The organism is Erythrobacter sp. CCH5-A1 (genome assembly GCF_001557115.1).
In the GTDB taxonomy this organism is placed as follows: domain Bacteria; phylum Pseudomonadota; class Alphaproteobacteria; order Sphingomonadales; family Sphingomonadaceae; genus Erythrobacter.
This window is the reverse complement of the sequence record NZ_LSKQ01000313.1, coordinates 1-17,959: the sequence shown is the minus strand read 5'-3', so window position 1 is coordinate 17,959 and position 17,959 is coordinate 1. Positions and strand designations below refer to the sequence as shown.

Annotated in this window: 18 protein-coding genes; 11 read left to right on the top strand and 7 right to left on the bottom strand. The window is 68.1% G+C overall.

Translation table 11 applies throughout. The features are described from left to right. Positions 1 to 65: 65 nt before the first annotated feature. Both AX708_RS20660 and AX708_RS20655 read left to right on the top strand, forming a co-directional pair. Complete coding sequence (locus tag AX708_RS20660; RefSeq protein WP_156454605.1) at positions 66 to 212, top strand: hypothetical protein; 147 nt, start codon at positions 66 to 68, stop codon at positions 210 to 212. An 18-nt stretch (positions 213 to 230) separates the two neighbouring features. Further along, a complete protein-coding gene (locus AX708_RS20655) occupies positions 231 to 383 on the top strand; it encodes a hypothetical protein (RefSeq protein ID WP_156443386.1) in 153 nt (50 codons plus the stop codon). 39 nt (positions 384 to 422) lie between these two features. On the opposite strand, the gene AX708_RS19095 is transcribed toward AX708_RS20655, so the two are convergent. Continuing rightward, complete coding sequence (locus AX708_RS19095) at positions 423 to 2,084, bottom strand: ABC transporter ATP-binding protein (protein WP_066529560.1); 1,662 nt, start codon at positions 2,082 to 2,084, stop codon at positions 423 to 425. 151 nt (positions 2,085 to 2,235) lie between these two features. Further along, positions 2,236 to 3,480, bottom strand: coding sequence for a hypothetical protein (locus tag AX708_RS19090; protein ID WP_066529558.1), 1,245 nt, complete (start codon positions 3,478 to 3,480; stop codon positions 2,236 to 2,238). Between the two features lie 44 nt (positions 3,481 to 3,524). On the opposite strand from AX708_RS19090, the gene AX708_RS19085 reads away from it, so the two are divergent. The 3 genes from AX708_RS19085 to AX708_RS19075 all read left to right on the top strand — a co-directional run bounded on the left by AX708_RS19085 (position 3,525) and on the right by AX708_RS19075 (position 7,721). Beyond that, positions 3,525 to 4,166, top strand: coding sequence for an aspartyl/asparaginyl beta-hydroxylase domain-containing protein (locus tag AX708_RS19085; protein WP_066529555.1), 642 nt, complete (start codon positions 3,525 to 3,527; stop codon positions 4,164 to 4,166). A 130-nt stretch (positions 4,167 to 4,296) separates the two neighbouring features. After that, positions 4,297 to 6,918 carry a M14 family zinc carboxypeptidase gene (locus tag AX708_RS19080; RefSeq protein ID WP_066529553.1) on the top strand — a complete coding sequence of 874 codons (2,622 nt, stop codon included), beginning with the start codon at positions 4,297 to 4,299 and terminating at the stop codon, positions 6,916 to 6,918. 32 nt (positions 6,919 to 6,950) lie between these two features. Then, complete coding sequence (locus AX708_RS19075) at positions 6,951 to 7,721, top strand: hypothetical protein (protein WP_082745563.1); 771 nt, start codon at positions 6,951 to 6,953, stop codon at positions 7,719 to 7,721. On the opposite strand, the gene AX708_RS19070 is transcribed toward AX708_RS19075, so the two are convergent. Together AX708_RS19070 and AX708_RS19065 are read right to left on the bottom strand one after the other, a co-directional pair. Next, a complete protein-coding gene (locus tag AX708_RS19070; RefSeq protein ID WP_066529549.1) occupies positions 7,695 to 8,372 on the bottom strand; it encodes a Fe2+-dependent dioxygenase in 678 nt (225 codons plus the stop codon). The two genes, AX708_RS19075 and AX708_RS19070, sit on opposite strands and share 27 nt — an antisense overlap. Positions 8,373 to 8,382: 10 nt before the next feature. Next, entirely contained in the window at positions 8,383 to 9,027 is a 645-nt protein-coding gene (locus AX708_RS19065; RefSeq protein ID WP_066529547.1) for a TetR/AcrR family transcriptional regulator, read from the bottom strand. A gap of 123 nt (positions 9,028 to 9,150) precedes the next feature. Here AX708_RS19065 and AX708_RS19060 point away from each other — a divergent pair, with 123 nt between their 5' ends. Continuing rightward, positions 9,151 to 11,478 carry a TonB-dependent receptor gene (locus tag AX708_RS19060; protein ID WP_066529546.1) on the top strand — a complete coding sequence of 776 codons (2,328 nt, stop codon included), beginning with the start codon at positions 9,151 to 9,153 and terminating at the stop codon, positions 11,476 to 11,478. Between the two features lie 58 nt (positions 11,479 to 11,536). On the opposite strand, the gene AX708_RS19055 is transcribed toward AX708_RS19060, so the two are convergent. Beyond that, positions 11,537 to 11,815 carry a hypothetical protein gene (locus tag AX708_RS19055; RefSeq protein WP_066529543.1) on the bottom strand — a complete coding sequence of 93 codons (279 nt, stop codon included), beginning with the start codon at positions 11,813 to 11,815 and terminating at the stop codon, positions 11,537 to 11,539. Between the two features lie 135 nt (positions 11,816 to 11,950). Between AX708_RS19055 and serS the strand changes: the two genes are divergently transcribed. From serS to AX708_RS19035, 4 genes are all read left to right on the top strand, one after another. Then, the gene (gene serS, locus AX708_RS19050) at positions 11,951 to 13,231 is read left to right on the top strand and encodes a serine--tRNA ligase (protein WP_066529540.1); all 1,281 of its coding nucleotides are present in this window, start codon (positions 11,951 to 11,953) and stop codon (positions 13,229 to 13,231) included. Beyond that, the gene (gene surE / locus AX708_RS19045) at positions 13,231 to 13,995 is read left to right on the top strand and encodes a 5'/3'-nucleotidase SurE (protein WP_066529538.1); all 765 of its coding nucleotides are present in this window, start codon (positions 13,231 to 13,233) and stop codon (positions 13,993 to 13,995) included. The genes serS and surE overlap by 1 nt, the downstream gene beginning before the upstream one ends. Then, a complete protein-coding gene (locus AX708_RS19040) occupies positions 13,995 to 15,065 on the top strand; it encodes a TrkA family potassium uptake protein (protein WP_066529534.1) in 1,071 nt (356 codons plus the stop codon). The genes surE and AX708_RS19040 overlap by 1 nt, the downstream gene beginning before the upstream one ends. A gap of 98 nt (positions 15,066 to 15,163) precedes the next feature. Then, positions 15,164 to 15,565, top strand: coding sequence for a hypothetical protein (locus AX708_RS19035; RefSeq protein ID WP_066529533.1), 402 nt, complete (start codon positions 15,164 to 15,166; stop codon positions 15,563 to 15,565). 91 nt (positions 15,566 to 15,656) lie between these two features. On the opposite strand, the gene AX708_RS19030 is transcribed toward AX708_RS19035, so the two are convergent. Then, on the bottom strand, positions 15,657 to 16,058 hold the full coding sequence (locus AX708_RS19030; protein ID WP_066529528.1) for a DUF1761 domain-containing protein: 402 nt from the start codon (positions 16,056 to 16,058) through the stop codon (positions 15,657 to 15,659). A gap of 70 nt (positions 16,059 to 16,128) precedes the next feature. Then, complete coding sequence (locus AX708_RS19025; RefSeq protein WP_066529525.1) at positions 16,129 to 16,368, bottom strand: DUF6356 family protein; 240 nt, start codon at positions 16,366 to 16,368, stop codon at positions 16,129 to 16,131. 79 nt (positions 16,369 to 16,447) lie between these two features. Between AX708_RS19025 and rimO the strand changes: the two genes are divergently transcribed. After that, the gene (gene rimO / locus AX708_RS19020) at positions 16,448 to 17,821 is read left to right on the top strand and encodes a 30S ribosomal protein S12 methylthiotransferase RimO (RefSeq protein ID WP_066529517.1); all 1,374 of its coding nucleotides are present in this window, start codon (positions 16,448 to 16,450) and stop codon (positions 17,819 to 17,821) included. Positions 17,822 to 17,959: the final 138 nt, after the last annotated feature.

Genomic DNA, 17,959 nt, shown 5'->3' with positions numbered 1-17,959 from the left:
TTTAATCCGGTGCTACCGGCCGATCCGTGGCCCCTTTTATTCCCGGTGTTCTCAGGTATTGCGGATTGGCTGTCGACTGGCAGGGTCATGCACCCACCGACCTCCGCGAAGCCGAACTCGATGTCGCACGGCGGCTGATGCTGGTCGATACCGCGTTCCGTTCGGCTGTCGGCTGGCCCGCGCAGTTGCTGCGCCTCCCTGCGCACCGCTGACCGGCGCAGATCGGCGCGATGATCCGGCGCCGGACGGCGGCAGGGCAGGCCGATGGCGCCGACCAGAGCGGCGAGCCGGGCCTCGGCGCGGCCCTGTCCTACGCCATGGGTTCCGAAGGCCGCGCGCGGATCGCCGACGCGGTCCGCCTGTCTTTCTGGCTGAAGCGCTGAGGCAGAGCAGCCGGACCGGAACGGTGGGGTGCGCCCGCCCTACCCGCAGACCGCGACGGGACCGGCCACCCTGGCCTGATCGAGATCGATGATCCGGTCGGCCATCGCCAGGCTTGCCGGCCGATGGGTGATGATGATGACCGTGCGGTCCTTGAGCGCGGCAATCGCCGATTCGACGAAGGCGGCTTCGCCCTCCAGGTCGTACATGCTGGTGGCTTCGTCGAAGATGTAGATCGGCGGATCGCGATACAGCGCCCGGGCAAGCGCAATGCGCTGCTGCTGCCCGCCCGACAATCGCACCCCGTTATCGCCGATCACCGTGTCGAGCCCCTGCGGCAGCCGCTGGATGAACTCCCACGCCTGAGAGAGGCGCGCGGCGCGCTCGATGCGTTCCGGTGAGCGATCCTCGGCATCGAAGACGATGTTCTCCCGCACCGTGTCGTCCATCAGCAGGGGACGCTGCGGAACATAGCCGAACTGGCGCCGCAAGGATTGCACCTGAAGCCCGGCAATATCCTCACCGTCCAGCGTGATGCGCCCGCCCTGCGGATCGTAGAAGCGCAGAAGCAGCCGGATCAGCGTGGACTTGCCGATCCCGTTCGACCCGGTCAGCGCCACCACCTCTCCCGCCGCAATGGCAAGATCGAGGCCGGCAATCACCGGCGCGCGCCCCTTGTAGGCAAAGTCGACCGCCTCGAACGCGATGGCGCCCTTTGCCCTGTCAACCACCGTCCGTCCGGCATAACCTGGCTCGCCGGGCTGACCGAAGACCGCTTCAAGCCGGGCCATGTTGCCGCGTGCTGTCTGGAGAGCGCCGTAGAAATCCGCCAGGCCGCTCGCCGGGCGGGTCAGCAGGGCAGCGTAGAGGAGGAACGCGAAAAGGTCGGCCGGGGTGCGCGTGCCCGCAGCGACCTGATCGCTTCCGATCACCAGAATGCCGATCGCCGTGAGACCCGCCAGCAGAGACGCCAGCGGGCTGAGCAACGCGGCCACCCGCGCCCGCCGCAAAGCGAGCCGCCGCGATTCCTCGCAAGCCGCATCATAGGCGCTCCGGCGAGCAGGTTCGGTGCCGAAGGCCTTGATCGCGGGCAGGAGATCGAGGTTGCGCCGCGCCAGCGAAAACAGCCGCATATCGGCCTGGCGCGCCTCTACAGCCAGAGTGCGCAGGCGTCGCCCGCTCAGCTTCATCATCAGCAGGAAGACCGCCAGCAGGATCGGCAAGGCCAGGGTCGTCACCGGATCGAGCACGAACAACAGCACCAGCGCACCGGCCGCCGTCAGGACCAGCGAGGGCACGGTTGCCAACGTGCGCGTCAGAAACCCGCTGAGCTGCGTGGCATCATTGGTCGCCAGCGACAGAAGGTCGCCGGACTGTGATCCATCGTGGAATGCTATTCCCAGCGCCATCAGATGGTCGTGGGTGTCGCGCCGGAGACCGGCAAGGATGCGGCCGGATGCCAGTTCGGACACGATCTGGACCAGGACGTTGAGCACCGCAAGCGCGATCAATGCCAGAACCAGCAAGCTGACCGTCACGCCGGGGTTCTCCGGCACCTGCCCTCCGACCATGCCGCCCAGGAAGGACCCCGCCAGCCACGGCACGGCGAGACTGGCCAGCGCGCCGAGCGCCGAAAGCGCACTGATGAGGGCAAGCTCGGGCAGGAAGGGCCGCGCCCGGGCCCGGAGGAAAGCCGCCTTCATCGCGGCCGCATCGGTCGGCCGGAGCGCATCGGTGTCAGACCGCTCGATGCACTGGCGGTTGCCCGGATATCGGCAGGTCGTTTCGCCATCGTGTCAGCCCTTGCTCCAGCACGCCCCCTTAGAGCAGCTTGGGCATATGCGCCAGCATGCTTCATTTCAGCGACTTGCACAGACCCGAGGCATGCGGGTTGAGCCCACGCAGCCGCGCAACCGCAGCGGCAAGATGCCGCTCGCTCGCCGCGATGACCTCGGGCGAGGCGCTCAGCCGCGCGGCGCGTTCTTGCGGATCGAATGGCTTGAAGGGCTCCTTCGCATCGCGGGACAGCGCGCCTGCCATCGCGGCCCGCTCTTGCGGGTCGGGATCTATCCCGAAATGCGGCAGGATGCGCGCGTCGATCGCCCCGGGCATTTCGGCATAGTCGACGAATATCCCCCCGCCGACGCCGGCATGGTCGGCGGCCTTGTGGCACGTCGCTGCCAGGACTCGCGCCGTGAGGTCGAGCCCCGGCACTGCGGACGGTTCATCGACCCCGACGAGGGCTGCCTGCGGACCCGGCAGCGTCAGCAGGCCCGGCATCCGCTCGTGGGATAGCAACACCGCTTGCGGGTCGCGGTAGAGGAACACCCACGGGGTGTCGGGAAAGGCAGCGCGCAGCAGCGGCAGGGCACCGGTGTGCCAGCTATCGGCCTTGAGGAGCCGGCGGCGCACCGCCCCGCCCCGCCCGCCGGCGAGCGCTCCGACCATGCCGCGCATGAGGGCAATGCGTGTCTCGAGAGCAATATCGGCGCGCGCCGCGCAGAATTGCAGCAGGTCGTCGAAGGGCGCAGGCTCGGACAGGACGACATGCCCCGGCATCGCGGCGAGCGCCTGTGCCACCATCGTCGAGCCGCAGCGCGACATGTGCAGCACCAGTCCATCGAGAACCGGCCCAGCCTCAGGGGCGAGCCCTGTCAATTCGCCCAGCCGCGTGCGCCAGCGGAAAAGCCGCGATATCGGGTGATTGCGGGCTCGGCGCAGGTGATCGTCGAAGAACGGCGCATCGAAGGGTGCGGCGCCGTAATGCGCCCATTCGACCAGCACCTGCGCGCCCTCGGTGACAAGGCCGACGGGGAGCCAGAAATGCGAGAGCCGCCCATCGGCAACAGCACCGTGCCATGCGGGCCGGGCGTCCCCTGCCGCATCGGGGCGCAGCGCCTCGATCAACGCGCCTTCGGCAAGCGCTATCCCGCACCGCGCCGAAAAGGCACACAGGGCCGCGATCGCTTCGGCCCGTGCCAGCCCGGCGATGCGGTCGAGTTCCTTCGGCGCTGCGGAAAGAGCATTGCGCAAGGCGGCCAGCGCCGCAGGATCGGGCAAGGCCGGTTGATAGGCCGAAGCGCTTGATCCATAATTCATGGCCCGGTCTAACCCGACCGGCCGCCGGAGAACAACACCCGATCATGCGCTCTGACCCCGCCCCCGACTGCGCGACGCTTGCCGATCTGCCCGATCGCCTGCGCCTGCCGCTGGACTTCGATGCGGCGCGCATGGCGGACGAAGTGGCCCGGATCCCCGAGGCCGACTGGATCGCTCATTTTGTCACCCAGAATTTTGACGGCGGCTGGAGCATCCTGCCGCTGCGCTGCAAGGCCGGGGCGACGCATCCGATCATGATGGCGGTGTCCGATCCCTCGGCCAGCGCCTTCGAGGAAACCCCATGGCTCAAGCGCGCGCCCTATCTGCAGGAGGTGCTTGGCGCTTTCGCATGCCCGCTCCAGTCGGTGCGCCTGATGCGGCTCGACCCGGGATCGCGGATCAAACCGCACAGGGATCACGATCTCGACGCTGCGTTGGGCCAGGCGCGTCTGCATGTCCCGGTCACCTCCAACCCCGATGTCGCCTTCTGGCTCAACGGCTCGCAGGTCCATATGCAGCCGGGCGAGGCGTGGTATCTGCGCCTGTCCGACACGCACAGTGTCGATAACCACGGGAGCGCCGCGCGGGTGCATCTCGTGATCGATTGCCAGGTGGACGCGCCCTTCGCGGCGATGCTGGCCGATGCCGCCGCCGTTGCGGCCCGGCCGGGGGATCAGCCGTCCTGAAGCGGTCCTTTGCCGGCCCGCAGGAAGCAGCCCGGCTTCGTCATTCGCCCCTCCCTGCTTGACCGCGCGGCTCTGTTCGCGGCAAGGCCGTCAACCTTGCTTCTTGCGGCCAAACAGGGACGGACAGACGATGCGTGACACGATCCGGGGCTGGAGCCTCATGCTCCTCGCGATGTTCGCGCTGGCCTCGCCCGCTGCGGCGCAGTCCTTTGCCGAAGGGCAGTTCGATCCCGCCATCCCGACGCTGACCGCGACTGTCGGACATGCCCCGGGCGCGCGGATCACCTCGCCCGATCAGGCCTATGCCTACCTCAAAACGCTCGCCGCCGCCGCGCCCGACCGGACGCGGCTGGTACAATATGCGACAAGCTGGGAGGGGCGGCCCCTCTACTATCTGGTGCTTTCGGCCCCGGCCAATATGGCGAAGCTCGATGCGATCCGCGCTGACCTTGCGACAATTGCCGCCGGGCGCGCGGGGAATGGCACCGCGCTCCCGGTGACCTGGCTGCAATACGGTGTCCACGGCAACGAGATCTCCTCGACCGACGCCGCGCTGATGACAGCCTACCACCTGCTCGCCGCGCAGGATGACGCGAAGGCGGCCAAGATCATGGCCAGCACGATCGTCGTCATCGACCCGATGCAGAACCCCGACGGGCGGGCGCGCTTCGTGAACAACTTCCTCGCCTCGACCGGGATCGCCCCCAATGCCGACCGGCAGGCGGCCGAGCATGACGAACCCTGGCCCTCGGGCCGGGTCAACCACTACATGTTCGACCTGAACCGCGACTGGTTCACCCTCTCCCAGCCCGAGACCCGCGGCAAGGTCGCCGCGATCCGGCAGTGGAACCCGGTGGTGGTGGTTGACCTCCACGAAATGGGCGGGGACGAGACCTACTTCTTCACTCCGGCGGCCCAGCCGTTCAGCCCCAACCTCACGCCCGCGCAGATCCGCGCCTACGAGCTGATCGGCCGCTACAACGCCGCCGCCTTCGACGCGCGCGGCGAGCCGTTCTTCACGCGCGAAGTCTATGACCTGTTCTACCCCGGCTATGGCGACACCTGGAACGCGCACCAAGGCGCGATCGGCAGCACCTACGAACAGGGCTCGGCGCGCGGGCTGGTGTTCAAGCGGCGGGACGGGACCGAGCTGACCTATGCCGACGGGGTCGCCAACCACTTCTCGACCAGCCTCGCCACGGCAGAGGCGGTGGCCGACAATGCGGCCAGGTTCCTCGCGGACTTCGCCGCCTACCGCGCGGGCAATGCTGGCGGTGCGGCGGGCAAGGGCAGCTATGTGATCGACCTCGGCAAGCGGCGCTGGAATGCCGAGCGCCTCGGGCGGCGTCTGGCCGCGCAGGGCATCACCGTGCTGCGGCGCGAGGGTAGCGCGAGCGTCTGCGGCAAGTCCTATCCCGCCGGCTACCTCGCCGTGCCCCAGGCCCAGCCCGCCGCGCGGCTGATCCGCAGCCTGCTCGACCGCGACACGCCGCTGCCGCCCGATTTCCTGGCCGAACAGGAGCGCCGCCGCTCGGTCGACCTGCCGCACGAGCTTTACGACGTGACCGCATGGGCGGTGGGGCCGATGGCGGGAGTCGACGTGGCACTGTGCAATGCTGCCGTCAGTGGCGATGCCATGGCAGCCGAAGCACCGATCGCGCCCAAGGCCGAAGGCAGCGGCGCCTTCGCCATAGCCGTGCCGTGGACCGATAGCGGGCAGGCGCGGCTTGTCACCCTCGCCCTGCGCGAGGGGATCGAGGGCCGCGTCACCGACAAGGCCTTCGCCGCCGGTGGCCGCCAGTTCCCGCGCGGCACCGTGGTCTTCCCGGCAGGCAGCAACACGCCCGAGAAAATGGCCCGCCTCGCCGCGCTCGCAGGCGAGATCGGCGCGGCGACCGTCGCGCTCGACAATGGCTGGGTCGACAGCGGGCCCAACCTCGGCAGCGAGCATTTCGTCCGCCTCACCCTGCCCCGCGTGGCGGTGGCGTGGGACGACGGGATCGACCAGCTTTCCGCAGGCGCGCTGCGCTATGTGCTCGAACAGCGCATCGGGCTCCCCGTGACCCCGATCCGCACAACCCGCCTCGCCCGCGCCGACCTCAGCGATTACGATGTGGTGCTGGTGCCCGAAGGCAACCCTGCGGCACAGCTTGGCGATGGCGGGCAGCGCAACTTGCGCGCCTTCGTCCAGCGCGGCGGGGTGCTGGTGGCGGTGGGCGACAGCCTCGAGACCTTCAGCGGCGGCGACAATGCCCTGCTCGCGGTCAAGCGCGAGGCGGCGCTGGGCCGCGATCCGGGCGAGACCGGGGGCGACAAGGGCGAGCTCGCCGAGGCCGCCGAAATCGCCAATGACGCCGCCTACCGCGAGGCGATCAAGGATCCCGCCGCGCTCCCCGACACGCTGCCGGGCGCGCTGCTCAACGTGGTGGGCGAGCCCGACCACTTCCTCTCCGCCGGTTACGATGACGGCGCGGTGGTGCTGGCGACGGGGACGCAGATCTTCACGCCGCTGGGGCGCGACAAGGGCGTCAACGCGGTGCGCTTCGCCGCGGCGGGCAACCTCATCGCCAGCGGCTATGTGTGGGACGAGAACCGGCGGCAGATGGCCTACAAGCCCTACCTCATGGCCCAGCCCACGGGCCGCGGGCTGGTGATCGGCTTCGCTCACGATCCCGCGACCCGCGGCTTCCTCGAAGGGCTCGACCTGATGATCGCCAACGCGGTGCTGGTCGCGCCCTCGCGGGTGCGGTGATACTGTCCTAGCGGATTGACACCGATTGTGTCATGCTGGCGGGCATGACGCTGTTCCACGCGCTTGTCGTGCTCCATGTCGCCACCGGCGCGGTGGGGCTGACGGCGTTCTGGGGGCCGATCGTCACCAAGAAAGGTGCGAAGGCGCACCGCAAGTGGGGCCGGGCAGCGTGCTACGGCTTTCTGGGAGCGGGGGCGCTGGCCATCGCTATGGCGTTCCTGTCGCTCTACGGGCCCGAACACCGCCACCCCGAAGTCACCGACCGCGCGCTGTTCGACGGGCTGTTCGGGTGGATGATGCTCTATCTCGGCGTGCTGACGATCGGCTTCGTCGACTATGGTCTTGGCGTGGTGAAGCACAATCGCGACCGCCGCGCCTTGCGTGCGCCCCGCTATCAGGCGGTGATCGCGGCGGTGATCGCGAGCGGCGCGTGGTGCGGGTGGTATGGCTGGCTGGTCGGCCATCCGCTGATGATTCTGGTCGCTGTCATCGGGATCGTCGCCATGCTGATCCAGCAGCGCTACATCTGGCGTGCCGAGGATTTCCCGCGGGGCACCCACGTGGGCGAGCATTTCCGCGCCCTCATCGGCATGGGCATTTCGGCCTATACCGCCTTCCTTTCGGTCGGGCTGATCCGGCTCGTGCCCGAGGAGGTGTTCAACCCTGCGATCTGGGCCGGGCCGAGCGTCATCGGGGTGGGCCTGATCCTGTACTTCACCGTCAAGCGCAAGCAGGCGGGCGCCCCCAAGCCCGCGCCCCAAACCGCGCCAAAGTCCTCAGGGCCGAGCCCACATCCGCAATAGGTTGGCGATGGTCTTGTCGAGCGTCAGCAGTTCGGGCGACTGGCTGGGCAATTTGGGGCGCAGTGTGGCGCGCAGGTTTTCGAGATCGAACAGCATCTCGCGCTGGGCGTTGTCCGCGATCATGCTCTCGATCCACCCGACGCACACGATCCGCGTGCCGCGCGTGACGGGCCGCACCTCGTGGATCGAGCCCGAGGGGTAGAGCACCAGCAGCCCCGTCTCGCCCTTGACCGTCTGGGTGACGCCGGCGGTGTGGATCACCAGCTCGCCGCCGTCATAATCGCCGGGCGGGGTGAGAAAGAGCGTGAAGGAGAGGTCGGTCCGCACCCGCCGCTCGCCCGTGCCCATCAGCGCATTGTCGACATGCTGGCCGTAGGCCCCGCCCTCGCCGGTCCGGCTGATCAGGAGATGCGACAGGCGGCGCGGCTGGGCGGCGGCGCGGATCACCGAGTTGTCCCACAGAATCCGAGAGATCTCGTCGGTCAGGGATCGGCCGGCGGTGGAATCCAGCACCGCCTGCTCGTTGCGCTTGACCTCGCGCGCGACCGAGCCTGCGGTCTCGCGCCCGTCGCGCCATTCGAGCAGCGCGATGCGTTCATGGAGAGCGGCAAGGCGATCGGCCTCGGGAATGGCGTGGACGGCGAGGATCATCGCCCAAGCCTTAGCGCCGCAGCAGGCCTTCCGCCAGCAGCCGGTTGACGCCCGCCGCAACCGCTTCGGGCGAAAGCTCCTTGCCGTCAGCCCACACCACGTAGCGCAGGCCGACGAAGACGTTCATCCCCATCATCGCCCAGGCTTCGAGCTCGCCCAGCCCGTCGCGGAATTCGCCTGCCGCCGCGCCTGCGCGCAGGCGGTCGGCGATCCGCGCGGCGATCGTCTCGTAGTGCGCGCGGTAGCTGGCCGGATCGACGAACTCGGCCTCGTCGATGATGCGGTAGATTTCCTTGTGCTCGGCCGCGAAGCGCAGGAACGCCGCAAGCGCCGCGCGTTCGATCTCGAGCGCGCCCATGCCTTCGCTGAGCGCCGAGCGCGCGGAGGTGCGCACCTTCTCGCTCATGTCGGCGACGAGCGCGCGGAACAGCGCGTCCTTGCTGTCGAAATAGGTGTAGAAGCTGCCCAGCGCCATGCCGGCGCGGCGGGTGATCGAGCTGACCGAAGCCTCGTGAAAGCCCTTCTCGCCGAACTCCTCCGCGGCCGCATCGAGCAGCTTGCGCAAGGTGCGCCGCCCGCGCTCGGTACGCGGCGTCTTGGCGTCAGGCGACGCATCCCCGGCGAGCGTCGCCGCAGCTTCGCGAGTGTTGCCCATCTGCCTCTCCCTCGGCGCTTTCGGTAGGCCGCGCAAGGGGTCTGCACAAGTCTAAACTTGAAAGGTGGTTCAACTTTCAATACGAATGGCGCCATAAGAGGGCCTGGAGAGGAAAACCACATCATGAAGACCATTCTTTGCACCCGTGCGCTGTTGCTTGCCGGCTGCGCAGGACTTGCCACTTTTGGTGCGCCCGCCATGGCGCAGGACAACACCGATGATGCCGTTGCGGCTGCCGATGCCGCCGCCGAGGAAGAAGGCGTGATCTACGTCACCGCCCGCCGCCGCGAGGAGAAGCTCATCGACGTGCCGCTCTCGGTCACCGCGATCTCGGGCGAAACGCTGGCCAAGCAGGGCGTGCAGGACATCATCGCGGTCGCCCAGCAGGTGCCCAACCTCACGCTCGAAGTGAGCCGCGGCACCAACACCACGCTCACCGCCTTCATCCGCGGCGTCGGCCAGCAGGACCCGGTCGCCGGCTTCGAGGCGGGCGTGGGGCTCTATGTCGACGACGTCTACCTCAACCGCCCGCAGGCCGCGGTGCTCGATGTCTACGATGTCGAGCGTATCGAAGTGCTGCGCGGGCCGCAGGGCACGCTCTACGGGCGCAACACCATCGGCGGCGCGATCAAGTACGTCACCGCCGACCTGCCCGACGATCTCAGCCTCAAGGTGCGCGGCACCTACGGCTCCTACGACCAGGCCGACCTGATCGTCACCGCCTCGACCCCGATCGGCGACAGCCTCAAGATCGGCGCGAGCGGCGCGCGGCTTTCGCGCGGGGGCTTCGGCCAGAACCTCACGCTCGGGACCGAAAACTACAACAAGGATGTCTGGGCCGCGCGCGGCACGATCGAATTCGAGAGCGGCATCGTCAAGGCGCGGCTTTCGGGCGATTACGTCAAGGACAACTCCGAAGCCCGCCAGGGCCACCGCTTCATCCGCAGTCTGCTGAGCGGCGCGCCGGTGCTCGACGACGTGTTCGACACCCGCGCCGGGCTCAACATCGTCGAGCAGGAGGTCGAGGCCTATGGCGGCGCGCTCAACATCGCGATCGAGCTGTCGGACACCCTGACCTTCAAGTCGATCACCGGCTACCGCGAGGACCAGTCGACCACCCCGATCGATTTCGACAGCCTTCCCGCGGTCGATCTCGACGTGCCGGCGATCTACGAGAACGACCAGTTCAGCGAGGAGCTGCAGCTGCTCTACGAAAGCGACAACCTTTCGGGTGTGCTCGGCTTCTACTACCTCGATGCCAACGCCTTCACCGCCTTCGACGTGGCGCTGTTCACGACGGTCAACGGTCTGGCCGCCCAGACGCTGGGCGACGTCAACACCAAGACCTGGTCGGTCTTCGGCGACTTCACCTATGATCTCACCGACACGCTCAGCGTCTCGGTCGGCGGGCGCTACACCAATGACGAGCGCAACAGCCGGATCCTGCGCACGACCTTCGTCGGCGGGTTCTCGAACCTGTTCGGCGGCACCGGGGTTGCCGCGGCGGTGACCAGCAACTTCACCGGCAGCGCGACCTTCGAGGACTTCAACCCGCGCGCCTCGATCAGCTGGCAGCCGAATGCCGATCACAACCTCTATTTCACCTATTCGCAGGGCTTCAAGGGCGGCGGCTTCGATCCGCGCGGCCAGACCACCGCGTGCCGCAACGCGCGCGGCGGGGCCTGCACGCCGGCCGAGGTCTACGACTTCATGGCCTTCGACCCCGAAACGGTCGACAGCTTCGAGCTCGGCTGGAAGGCCTCGCTGCTCGACAACCGCGTCAACATCAGCCTCGCCGGCTTCCTCGGACAATACAAGGACGTCCAGATCCCCGGCTCGGTCGGCTTCGACGCCAATGGCGACGGGGTGAACGAGAGCTTCATCGGCATCACCTCCAACGCCGCCGATGCCGACGTCAACGGGGTCGAATTCGAAGGCAATGCGCTGGTGGGCCGCGACTTTGCGGGTGACGGCAGCCGCTTCACGGTGAACTGGTCGCTCGGCATCATCGATGCCAAGTTCAACACCTTCATCGACAATTTCGGCCGCGACGTGGCGAGCCAGCGCGTGTTCCAGAACACGCCCGACATCACCGCGCACATGGGCTTCGATCTGGGCCTGCCGATGGCGGGCGGGATCGTCGACTTCATCGGCCAGGCTTCGCTGCGGTCCGATGCGAGCCAGTTCGAGGTGCCCAACCCCTTCCTCGACCAGGACGGCTTCGTGCTGGTCGATGCGAGCATCGTCTACACCTCGGACGACGGGCGCTACAGCCTCGGGGTCCACGGCAAGAACCTGTTCGACAAGGAATACATCGTTGCCGGCTATAACTTCGTGGCGGGCGGCGTGGGCGGCGCGCCCTTCGTGCCCACCCTCGGGCGCGAGGGCACGCTGACCGGCTTCTACGGCGATCCGCGCCGGGTGTTCGTGACGGCTCAGGTCAACTTCTGAGCCATTTTTCCCCGAGGGGGCGGCGGCCTCTGGCTATCCACCGCCGCCCCTTTTCCGCTCAGGGCAGATCGTGGGTCTGAACTGGGACGGGGTTCGTGGCGGGAGCCGGGGCGGGCAGCGCGGGGGCAGGCTGCGTGTCCTCCCGCTGCGGCTGCTGGTCGAACCAGCGCTTGGCAAAATAGCCGCCCACGCCCAGCATCACCATCGTCGGCAGGCTGATGCGCGAAAGCACGAAGGGCACCGCCGCACCCAGCGCCGCACCGGTTGCGCCGCCCACAGCAGGCGAGTTCTTGGCAAGCTTGGCCCCGATCGCGGCGCCGATGATCTTCTTGAGCATGATGCTGTTCTCCTTGCCCTGACCTACCGGCGCAGGGCCGTGCAGGTTCCGCGGCAGATCGCAGCCAGAGTGCAGCCTGCCGAGCCGCCCAAGCCCTCTTTCCTTGGGCTGGCGGAGCGGGCATAGGCCGCTGCCATGCACGACATTCGCCTTATCCGGGAGAATCCCGAAGCTTTCGACGCTGGCCTCGCCCGCCGCGGCTTGCCCGCGCAGGCCGCATCTCTGATCGCGTTGGACGAGGAACGCCGCGCCGCGGTGACCGAAGTGCAGGTCGCGCAATCGCGCCGCAACGAGGCGAGCAAGCTGATCGGCGCGGCAATGGCCAAGGGCGACAAGGACGGGGCCGAGGCGATCAAGGCCGAGGTCGCCGCGCTCAAGGACGCGATGCCCGCGATGGAGGCCCGCGCCGAGGAACTGGCGGGGCAATTGAAGGCGGCGCTCGAGATCATCCCCAACCTGCCGGGCGCGGACGTGCCGGATGGCGCGGGCGAGGAGGACAACCGGGTCGAAAGCGAATGGGGCGAGAAGCGCACCTTCGACTTCACCCCCCGCGAACACGCCGACATCGCCCCCGCCCTCGGCATGGATTTCGAGACCGGCGCAAGGCTCTCGGGCGCGCGCTTCACTTTCCTGCGGGGCGGCATGGCGCGCCTTCACCGCGCGCTCGGCCAGTTCATGCTCGACGTCCAGACCGGCGAGCACGGCTATGCGGAGTGCAACCCGCCGGTGCTGGTGGGCGACGATGCCATGTACGGCACCGACAAGCTGCCCAAGTTTGCCGAGGACAGCTTCTGCACCACCAACGGGCGCTGGCTCATCCCCACCTCGGAAGTCTCCCTCACCGCCAGCGTCATGGGCGAGCTGCTCGACGAGGCCGCGCTTCCCATACGCCTCACCGCGCTCACCCTGTGCTTCCGCTCCGAGGCGGGCGCGGCGGGGCGGGACACCCGCGGGTTCATCCGCCAGCACCAGTTCGAGAAGTGCGAGCTGGTCAGCATCGTGCGCCCCGAGGACTCCGAGGCCGAACACCAGCGCATGACCCGCGCCGCCGAGACCATTCTCGAGCGCCTCGCCCTGCCCTACCGCAAACTCCTGCTGTGCACCGGCGACATGGGCTTCGGCGCGCGCAAGACCTACGACCTCGAGGTGTGGCTCCCGGGGCAAGGCGCCTTCCGCGAGATCAGCTCGTGCTCCAACACCGGCGACTTCCAGGCCCGCCGCATGAACACCCGCTACCGCGTCGCGGGCGAGAAGCGGACCGAGTTCGTCCACACCCTCAACGGCTCCGGCCTCGCGGTCGGCCGCACGCTGGTCGCGGTGATCGAGAACTACCAGAACGTGGATGGCTCGGTGACCGTGCCTGACGCCCTGCTGCCCTACATGGGCGGCGTCACCCGATTGGAACCGGCCTCGTAATGCGCATCCTCCTCACCAATGACGACGGCATCCACGCCCCCGGCCTCAAGGTGCTGGAGCAGATCGCGCGCCAGTTTTCCGACGATATCTGGATCTGCGCCCCGACCGAGGAGCAATCTGGCGCGGGCCACTCGCTGACCCTCACCCGCCCCGTGCGCCTGCACAAACACGGCGAGCGGCGTTTCGCGGTCTCCGGCACCCCCACCGACTCCGTCATGATGGCCCTGCGCGAAGTGATGCCCGATGCGCCCGACATCATCCTTTCGGGCGTCAACCGGGGCGCCAACCTTGCCGACGACATCACCTATTCGGGCACGGTCTCGGCCGCGATCGAAGGCGCGCTGGCGGGGATCCGCGCCATCGCCTTCAGCCAGGTCTATGCCCGCGAAGGCATGGGCGACGAGGTGCCCTTCGGCGCGGCGCTCGAATGGGGGCCGAAGGTCCTCGCCCCCCTGATCGACGCGCCGATGGCCGACCGGACGCTGATCAACGTCAACTTCCCCGCCATCCCCGCCGACGAGGTCAAGGGCATCCGCGTCGTGCGGCAGGGCTTCCACGACTATTCGCGCGGCACCATCGTCGAGGGCCGCGATCCGCGCGGCTACCGCTATTTCTGGTTCGGGCTCGACCAGATCGAGCACACCTTGGACCACGGCACCGACCTCGAAGCGATCGAGGAGGGCTTCGTCGCGGTCACCCCGCTCCAGCTCGACCTCACCCACTATTCGACCATCGGCATCCTCGCCGAGCGGTTCGCGGACTGATGGCCGGACCGGCGCGCCGCAACCCGTTCAAGCGCCGCGCGCTGCTCGCCGACCAGTTCCGCCCGCTCAGGCGGCAGGTGAAGCTCCCCGTGTGGGGCGACCTCGGCCTGCGCGCCGGGATCGCCTTCCTGCTGCTCGGCATGGTCATCATGATCCACTGGTGGGACCGTGACGGGCTGGTCGACAATGTCGACAGGCACATCAGCTTCCTCGACGTGGTCTATTTCACCATGATCAGCGTCACCACCACCGGCTTCGGCGACATCGCCCCGGTGAGTGACCGCGCGCGGCTGATCGAGGCGGTGATCGTCACGCCCGTGCGCATCGCCGTCCTGTTCATCTTCGTGGGCGCGGCCTACGATTTCGTCATCAAGCGCAGCTGGGAGAAATGGCGCATGGCCCGCATTCAGGAGCAGCTGACCGATCATGTCGTGGTGCTCGGCTACGGCGTCTCGGGCTCGCAGAGCGTGCACGAGCTGATCGAGCGCGGCGTGGATCCGCGCTGCATCGTGGTGATCGACCCGTCGGAGGAGCGCCTCGTCGAGGCCGAGAAGCTCGGCGTCAACGTGATGGCCGCCGACGCCACCCGCGACGAGAACCTCAAGGCGGTCCGCATCGCCGAGGCGACCAGCGTGCTGGTCAGCGCCGGGCGCGACGACACCTCGATCCTGATCGTGCTGACCGTCCGCCACCTCGCGCCCAACGTCCCCATCAGCGTGGTGGTGCGCGCCGACGACAACGAGCTGCTGGCGCGGCAGGCGGGCGCCAACAACGTCATCAACCCGGTGCGCTTCACCGGCCTGCTGCTGGCGGGCTCAGTCAAGGGCGCGCACATCGCCGATTACCTCGCCGACCTCGCCAGCGTCGGCGGCCGGGTGCAACTGGTCGAGCGGGTGGTGAGCGCGGCGGAATGCGGGCGTCCGATCACCGAACTGCAAAGCGGCGGCACGGGCCTCAGAGTCTACCGCGATGGCCGCCCGATCGGCTTCTGGGAGGACGAGTGCCAGATGCTCCAGCCCGGCGACGTGGTGGTCGAGATCGTGCCGACTGCCGCGAGCGAGGCGGGGTGATCTTTCGCTGGAAGCACCTTCTGGTGCTTCGTGGAGAAAAATCGCCGCATAGCCAGCCACCCATAGCGAATTTGATAAGTTACGGATAAAGCGAAGCAATGCTGCCCGACGAACTCCGCGCCCTGCCTTATCTCGTGCATACGAATCGCGAGTTGGGGCTGATGCTCCGGGGCATCAAGCCAATGGCGATGTTCGTCGACATTGCCGGGCGTGAGCCTGACTGCATGATCCGCTACCACAGGATGTTTGGACGCCATGTGTCCGAGGGACGGATCAACCGTCGCGTCATCGAGGTGCCGGTGCCGGATCGACCGGATTGGCATTACCGCCGGGTCTTCTATACGCTGCGGGGTGAATACTGGCGCATCGACGAAATGCTCGAGCTGATCGAGAACTACGGGCGCTGGACCAACGCGCACGAGCGTCGTTTCGGCCAATTGCTGGGCTATGACGACTGGCAGAACGATATCTGGCTGGAGCGTCACCCGGTCGAAACGTGAAGGCCGCTCCGAGCCGACGTGGCTACGCGTGCCTGCATCGCCGCTTGCCGAAGACGGTCGTTCATCCAGCGCGTATTTTTTGCCTCTCGCCCTACGCCCGGAGCCAAACGAACACCCCGCCCATCGCCGCCATCCCGAACAGGAAGTGCCCGGCGTCGATCAGGAACAGCGCCAGCGGCTTTCTGAGGTAGAGGTAGTTGATCCCGATCGCCGGGATCATCACGCCTCCCGCAAAGCCGACCGCCATCATCATCACCACTAAGGGCTTCGGATCGGTTTTCTCCAGCAGGTGCCACAGCACCAACGCGATCAGCAGCTCGAAGGCGAGCGTCAGGCCGAAGATCACGGCCATGTTGCCCTCGCGCAGCTGGGTGTTCGAAAGCCCCGCCGCGCGCTGCCAGGGCTTGCTGAAGAGGAGGCCGTACCACAGCGCGCCGACCGCGAAGAAGGCGGCCGCTCCCGCGAGCACCGGCCACAGGGCAAAGTCGTTCACGGCCGCAATCTCCTCTCGCCCGGCATCCTAGCGCATCGTGCGGGCGAGCGATAGCGGGGCGGGGGCAGGCTCAGATGACGTAGGCGAACTCTTCCTCGGCCGGGGTCGCCTTGCGGCCGCGCATCTCGGCATCGAGCTGGACCACGGTGCGGCTCGCGGTCTTGACGAACAGGCCGGGAACCACCGCGTGGACCATGCAGGCGAGCCCGCCGACTGTCATCCGCCAGCCGAAGCTGAAGGCGGTGCGGGCGTGCTGCGTGTAGGTCTCGCCGATGGCGCGCGGGTGGTCGGTGAAGAGCTTGGCGATCATGCTCACCCCGATGCCCTGCCGGGTGGTCCGCGGTCAAGCCTAGCGCGCGGGGCCGACACAGTGTAGGGGCCGCGCCGCAATGACCTCCGCTCCCCTCACCCTCCCCGATCAGAAGAAGATCGGTATGGTCAGCCTCGGCTGCCCCAAGGCGCTCGTCGATTCCGAGCGCATCCTCACCCGGTTGCGCGCCGACGGCTATGCCTTCGCCGAGGACTATGCGGGCGCCGACGTGGTGCTGGTCAACACCTGCGGTTTCCTCGACTCCGCCAAGGAGGAGAGCCTTGCCGCCATCGGCGAGGCGATCGCCGAGAACGGGCGCGTCATCGTCACCGGCTGCATGGGCGAGGAGGCCGAGGCGATCCGCGCCGCGCACCCCAGCGTGCTCGCGGTGACGGGGGCGCACCAGTACGAGCAGGTGGTCGAGGCGGTGCACCTCCACGCGCCGCCCTCGCAGGGGCCGTTCGTCGACCTCATCCCGCAGCCCGACATCAAGCTCACCCCGCGCCACTATAGTTACCTCAAGATTTCAGAGGGTTGCAATCACTCCTGCGCCTTCTGCATCATCCCCAGCTTGCGCGGAAAGCTCGCCAGCCGGCGCATCGACGCGGTGCTGCGCGAGGCCGAGAAGCTGGTCGCCGCCGGCACCCGCGAGCTCCTCGTCATCAGCCAGGACACCAGCGCCTACGGGGTCGACACCCGCCACGAGAGCCGCGACTGGAAGGGCCGCGAAGTCCGCGCCCACATGACCGACCTCGCCCGCGAACTCGGCCAGCTGCGCACCCCCGAAGGCGCCGCGCCGTGGGTCCGCCTCCACTACGTCTATCCCTACCCCCATGTCGATCAGGTCGTGCCCCTGATGGCCGAGGGGCTGCTGACGCCCTATCTCGACATCCCGTTCCAGCACGCCTCGCCGAAGGTCCTCAAACTCATGCGCCGCCCCGCCAACGAGGCCAAGGTGCTCGAGCGGCTGAAGTCGTGGCGCGCGATCTGCCCCGACATCGCGATCCGAAGTTCCTTCGTGGTGGGCTTCCCGGGCGAGACCGAGGACGACTTCCGCTACCTCCTCGACTGGCTCGAGGAAGCTCAGCTCGACCGCGTCGGCGCCTTCCGCTTCGAGCCGGTCGAGGGCGCGGCGGCCAACGCCCTGCCCGATCAGGTGCCCGAAGAGGTCAAGGAAGAACGCTACGCCCGGATCATGGAAGTGACGGAAGCCATCAGCGCTGCCAAGCTCGCCGCCAAGGTCGGCCGCACGCTCCCCGTCATCATCGACGAGGTCGGCGAGCCGGACGAGGACGGCGACATCGGCGCCACTGGCCGCAGCCAGGCCGACGCGCCAGAGATCGACGGCGCGGTCTACCTGCGCGACGTCCCCGAAACGCTTGCCCCCGGCGACATCGTGCACGTCACCATCGAGGACGCCGACGCGCACGACCTGTTCGGGGTGATCGCCTGAAGCCCCCGCGCGTCCGAGCGGCGGTACTCAGAATGAGGCCGGGGCGGCGAAGCGGCATCGGCTGTTACAAAGAACCGTGCCGGGGCCTGCTGCAAACCGGGGTGGCAGTCCGGTTCTGCCGCTTGGGGCGCAGCTGTC

Bases quoted from the DNA above. Each gene is read 5' to 3' on its own strand.
- AX708_RS20655 (WP_156443386.1), top strand. From the start codon at position 231: ATGATCCGGCGCCGGACGGCGGCAGGGCAGGCCGATGGCGCCGACCAG.
- AX708_RS19095 (WP_066529560.1), bottom strand. From the start codon at position 2,084: ATGAAGGCGGCTTTCCTCCGGGCCCGGGCGCGGCCCTTCCTGCCCGAG.
- AX708_RS19090 (WP_066529558.1), bottom strand. From the start codon at position 3,480: ATGAATTATGGATCAAGCGCTTCGGCCTATCAACCGGCCTTGCCCGAT.
- AX708_RS19085 (WP_066529555.1), top strand. From the start codon at position 3,525: ATGCGCTCTGACCCCGCCCCCGACTGCGCGACGCTTGCCGATCTGCCC.
- AX708_RS19080 (WP_066529553.1), top strand. From the start codon at position 4,297: ATGCGTGACACGATCCGGGGCTGGAGCCTCATGCTCCTCGCGATGTTC.
- AX708_RS19075 (WP_082745563.1), top strand. From the start codon at position 6,951: ATGCTGGCGGGCATGACGCTGTTCCACGCGCTTGTCGTGCTCCATGTC.
- AX708_RS19070 (WP_066529549.1), bottom strand. From the start codon at position 8,372: ATGATCCTCGCCGTCCACGCCATTCCCGAGGCCGATCGCCTTGCCGCT.
- AX708_RS19065 (WP_066529547.1), bottom strand. From the start codon at position 9,027: ATGGGCAACACTCGCGAAGCTGCGGCGACGCTCGCCGGGGATGCGTCG.
- AX708_RS19060 (WP_066529546.1), top strand. From the start codon at position 9,151: ATGAAGACCATTCTTTGCACCCGTGCGCTGTTGCTTGCCGGCTGCGCA.
- AX708_RS19055 (WP_066529543.1), bottom strand. From the start codon at position 11,815: ATGCTCAAGAAGATCATCGGCGCCGCGATCGGGGCCAAGCTTGCCAAG.
- serS (WP_066529540.1), top strand. From the start codon at position 11,951: ATGCACGACATTCGCCTTATCCGGGAGAATCCCGAAGCTTTCGACGCT.
- surE (WP_066529538.1), top strand. From the start codon at position 13,231: ATGCGCATCCTCCTCACCAATGACGACGGCATCCACGCCCCCGGCCTC.
- AX708_RS19040 (WP_066529534.1), top strand. From the start codon at position 13,995: ATGGCCGGACCGGCGCGCCGCAACCCGTTCAAGCGCCGCGCGCTGCTC.
- AX708_RS19035 (WP_066529533.1), top strand. From the start codon at position 15,164: ATGCTGCCCGACGAACTCCGCGCCCTGCCTTATCTCGTGCATACGAAT.
- AX708_RS19025 (WP_066529525.1), bottom strand. From the start codon at position 16,368: ATGATCGCCAAGCTCTTCACCGACCACCCGCGCGCCATCGGCGAGACC.
- rimO (WP_066529517.1), top strand. From the start codon at position 16,448: ATGACCTCCGCTCCCCTCACCCTCCCCGATCAGAAGAAGATCGGTATG.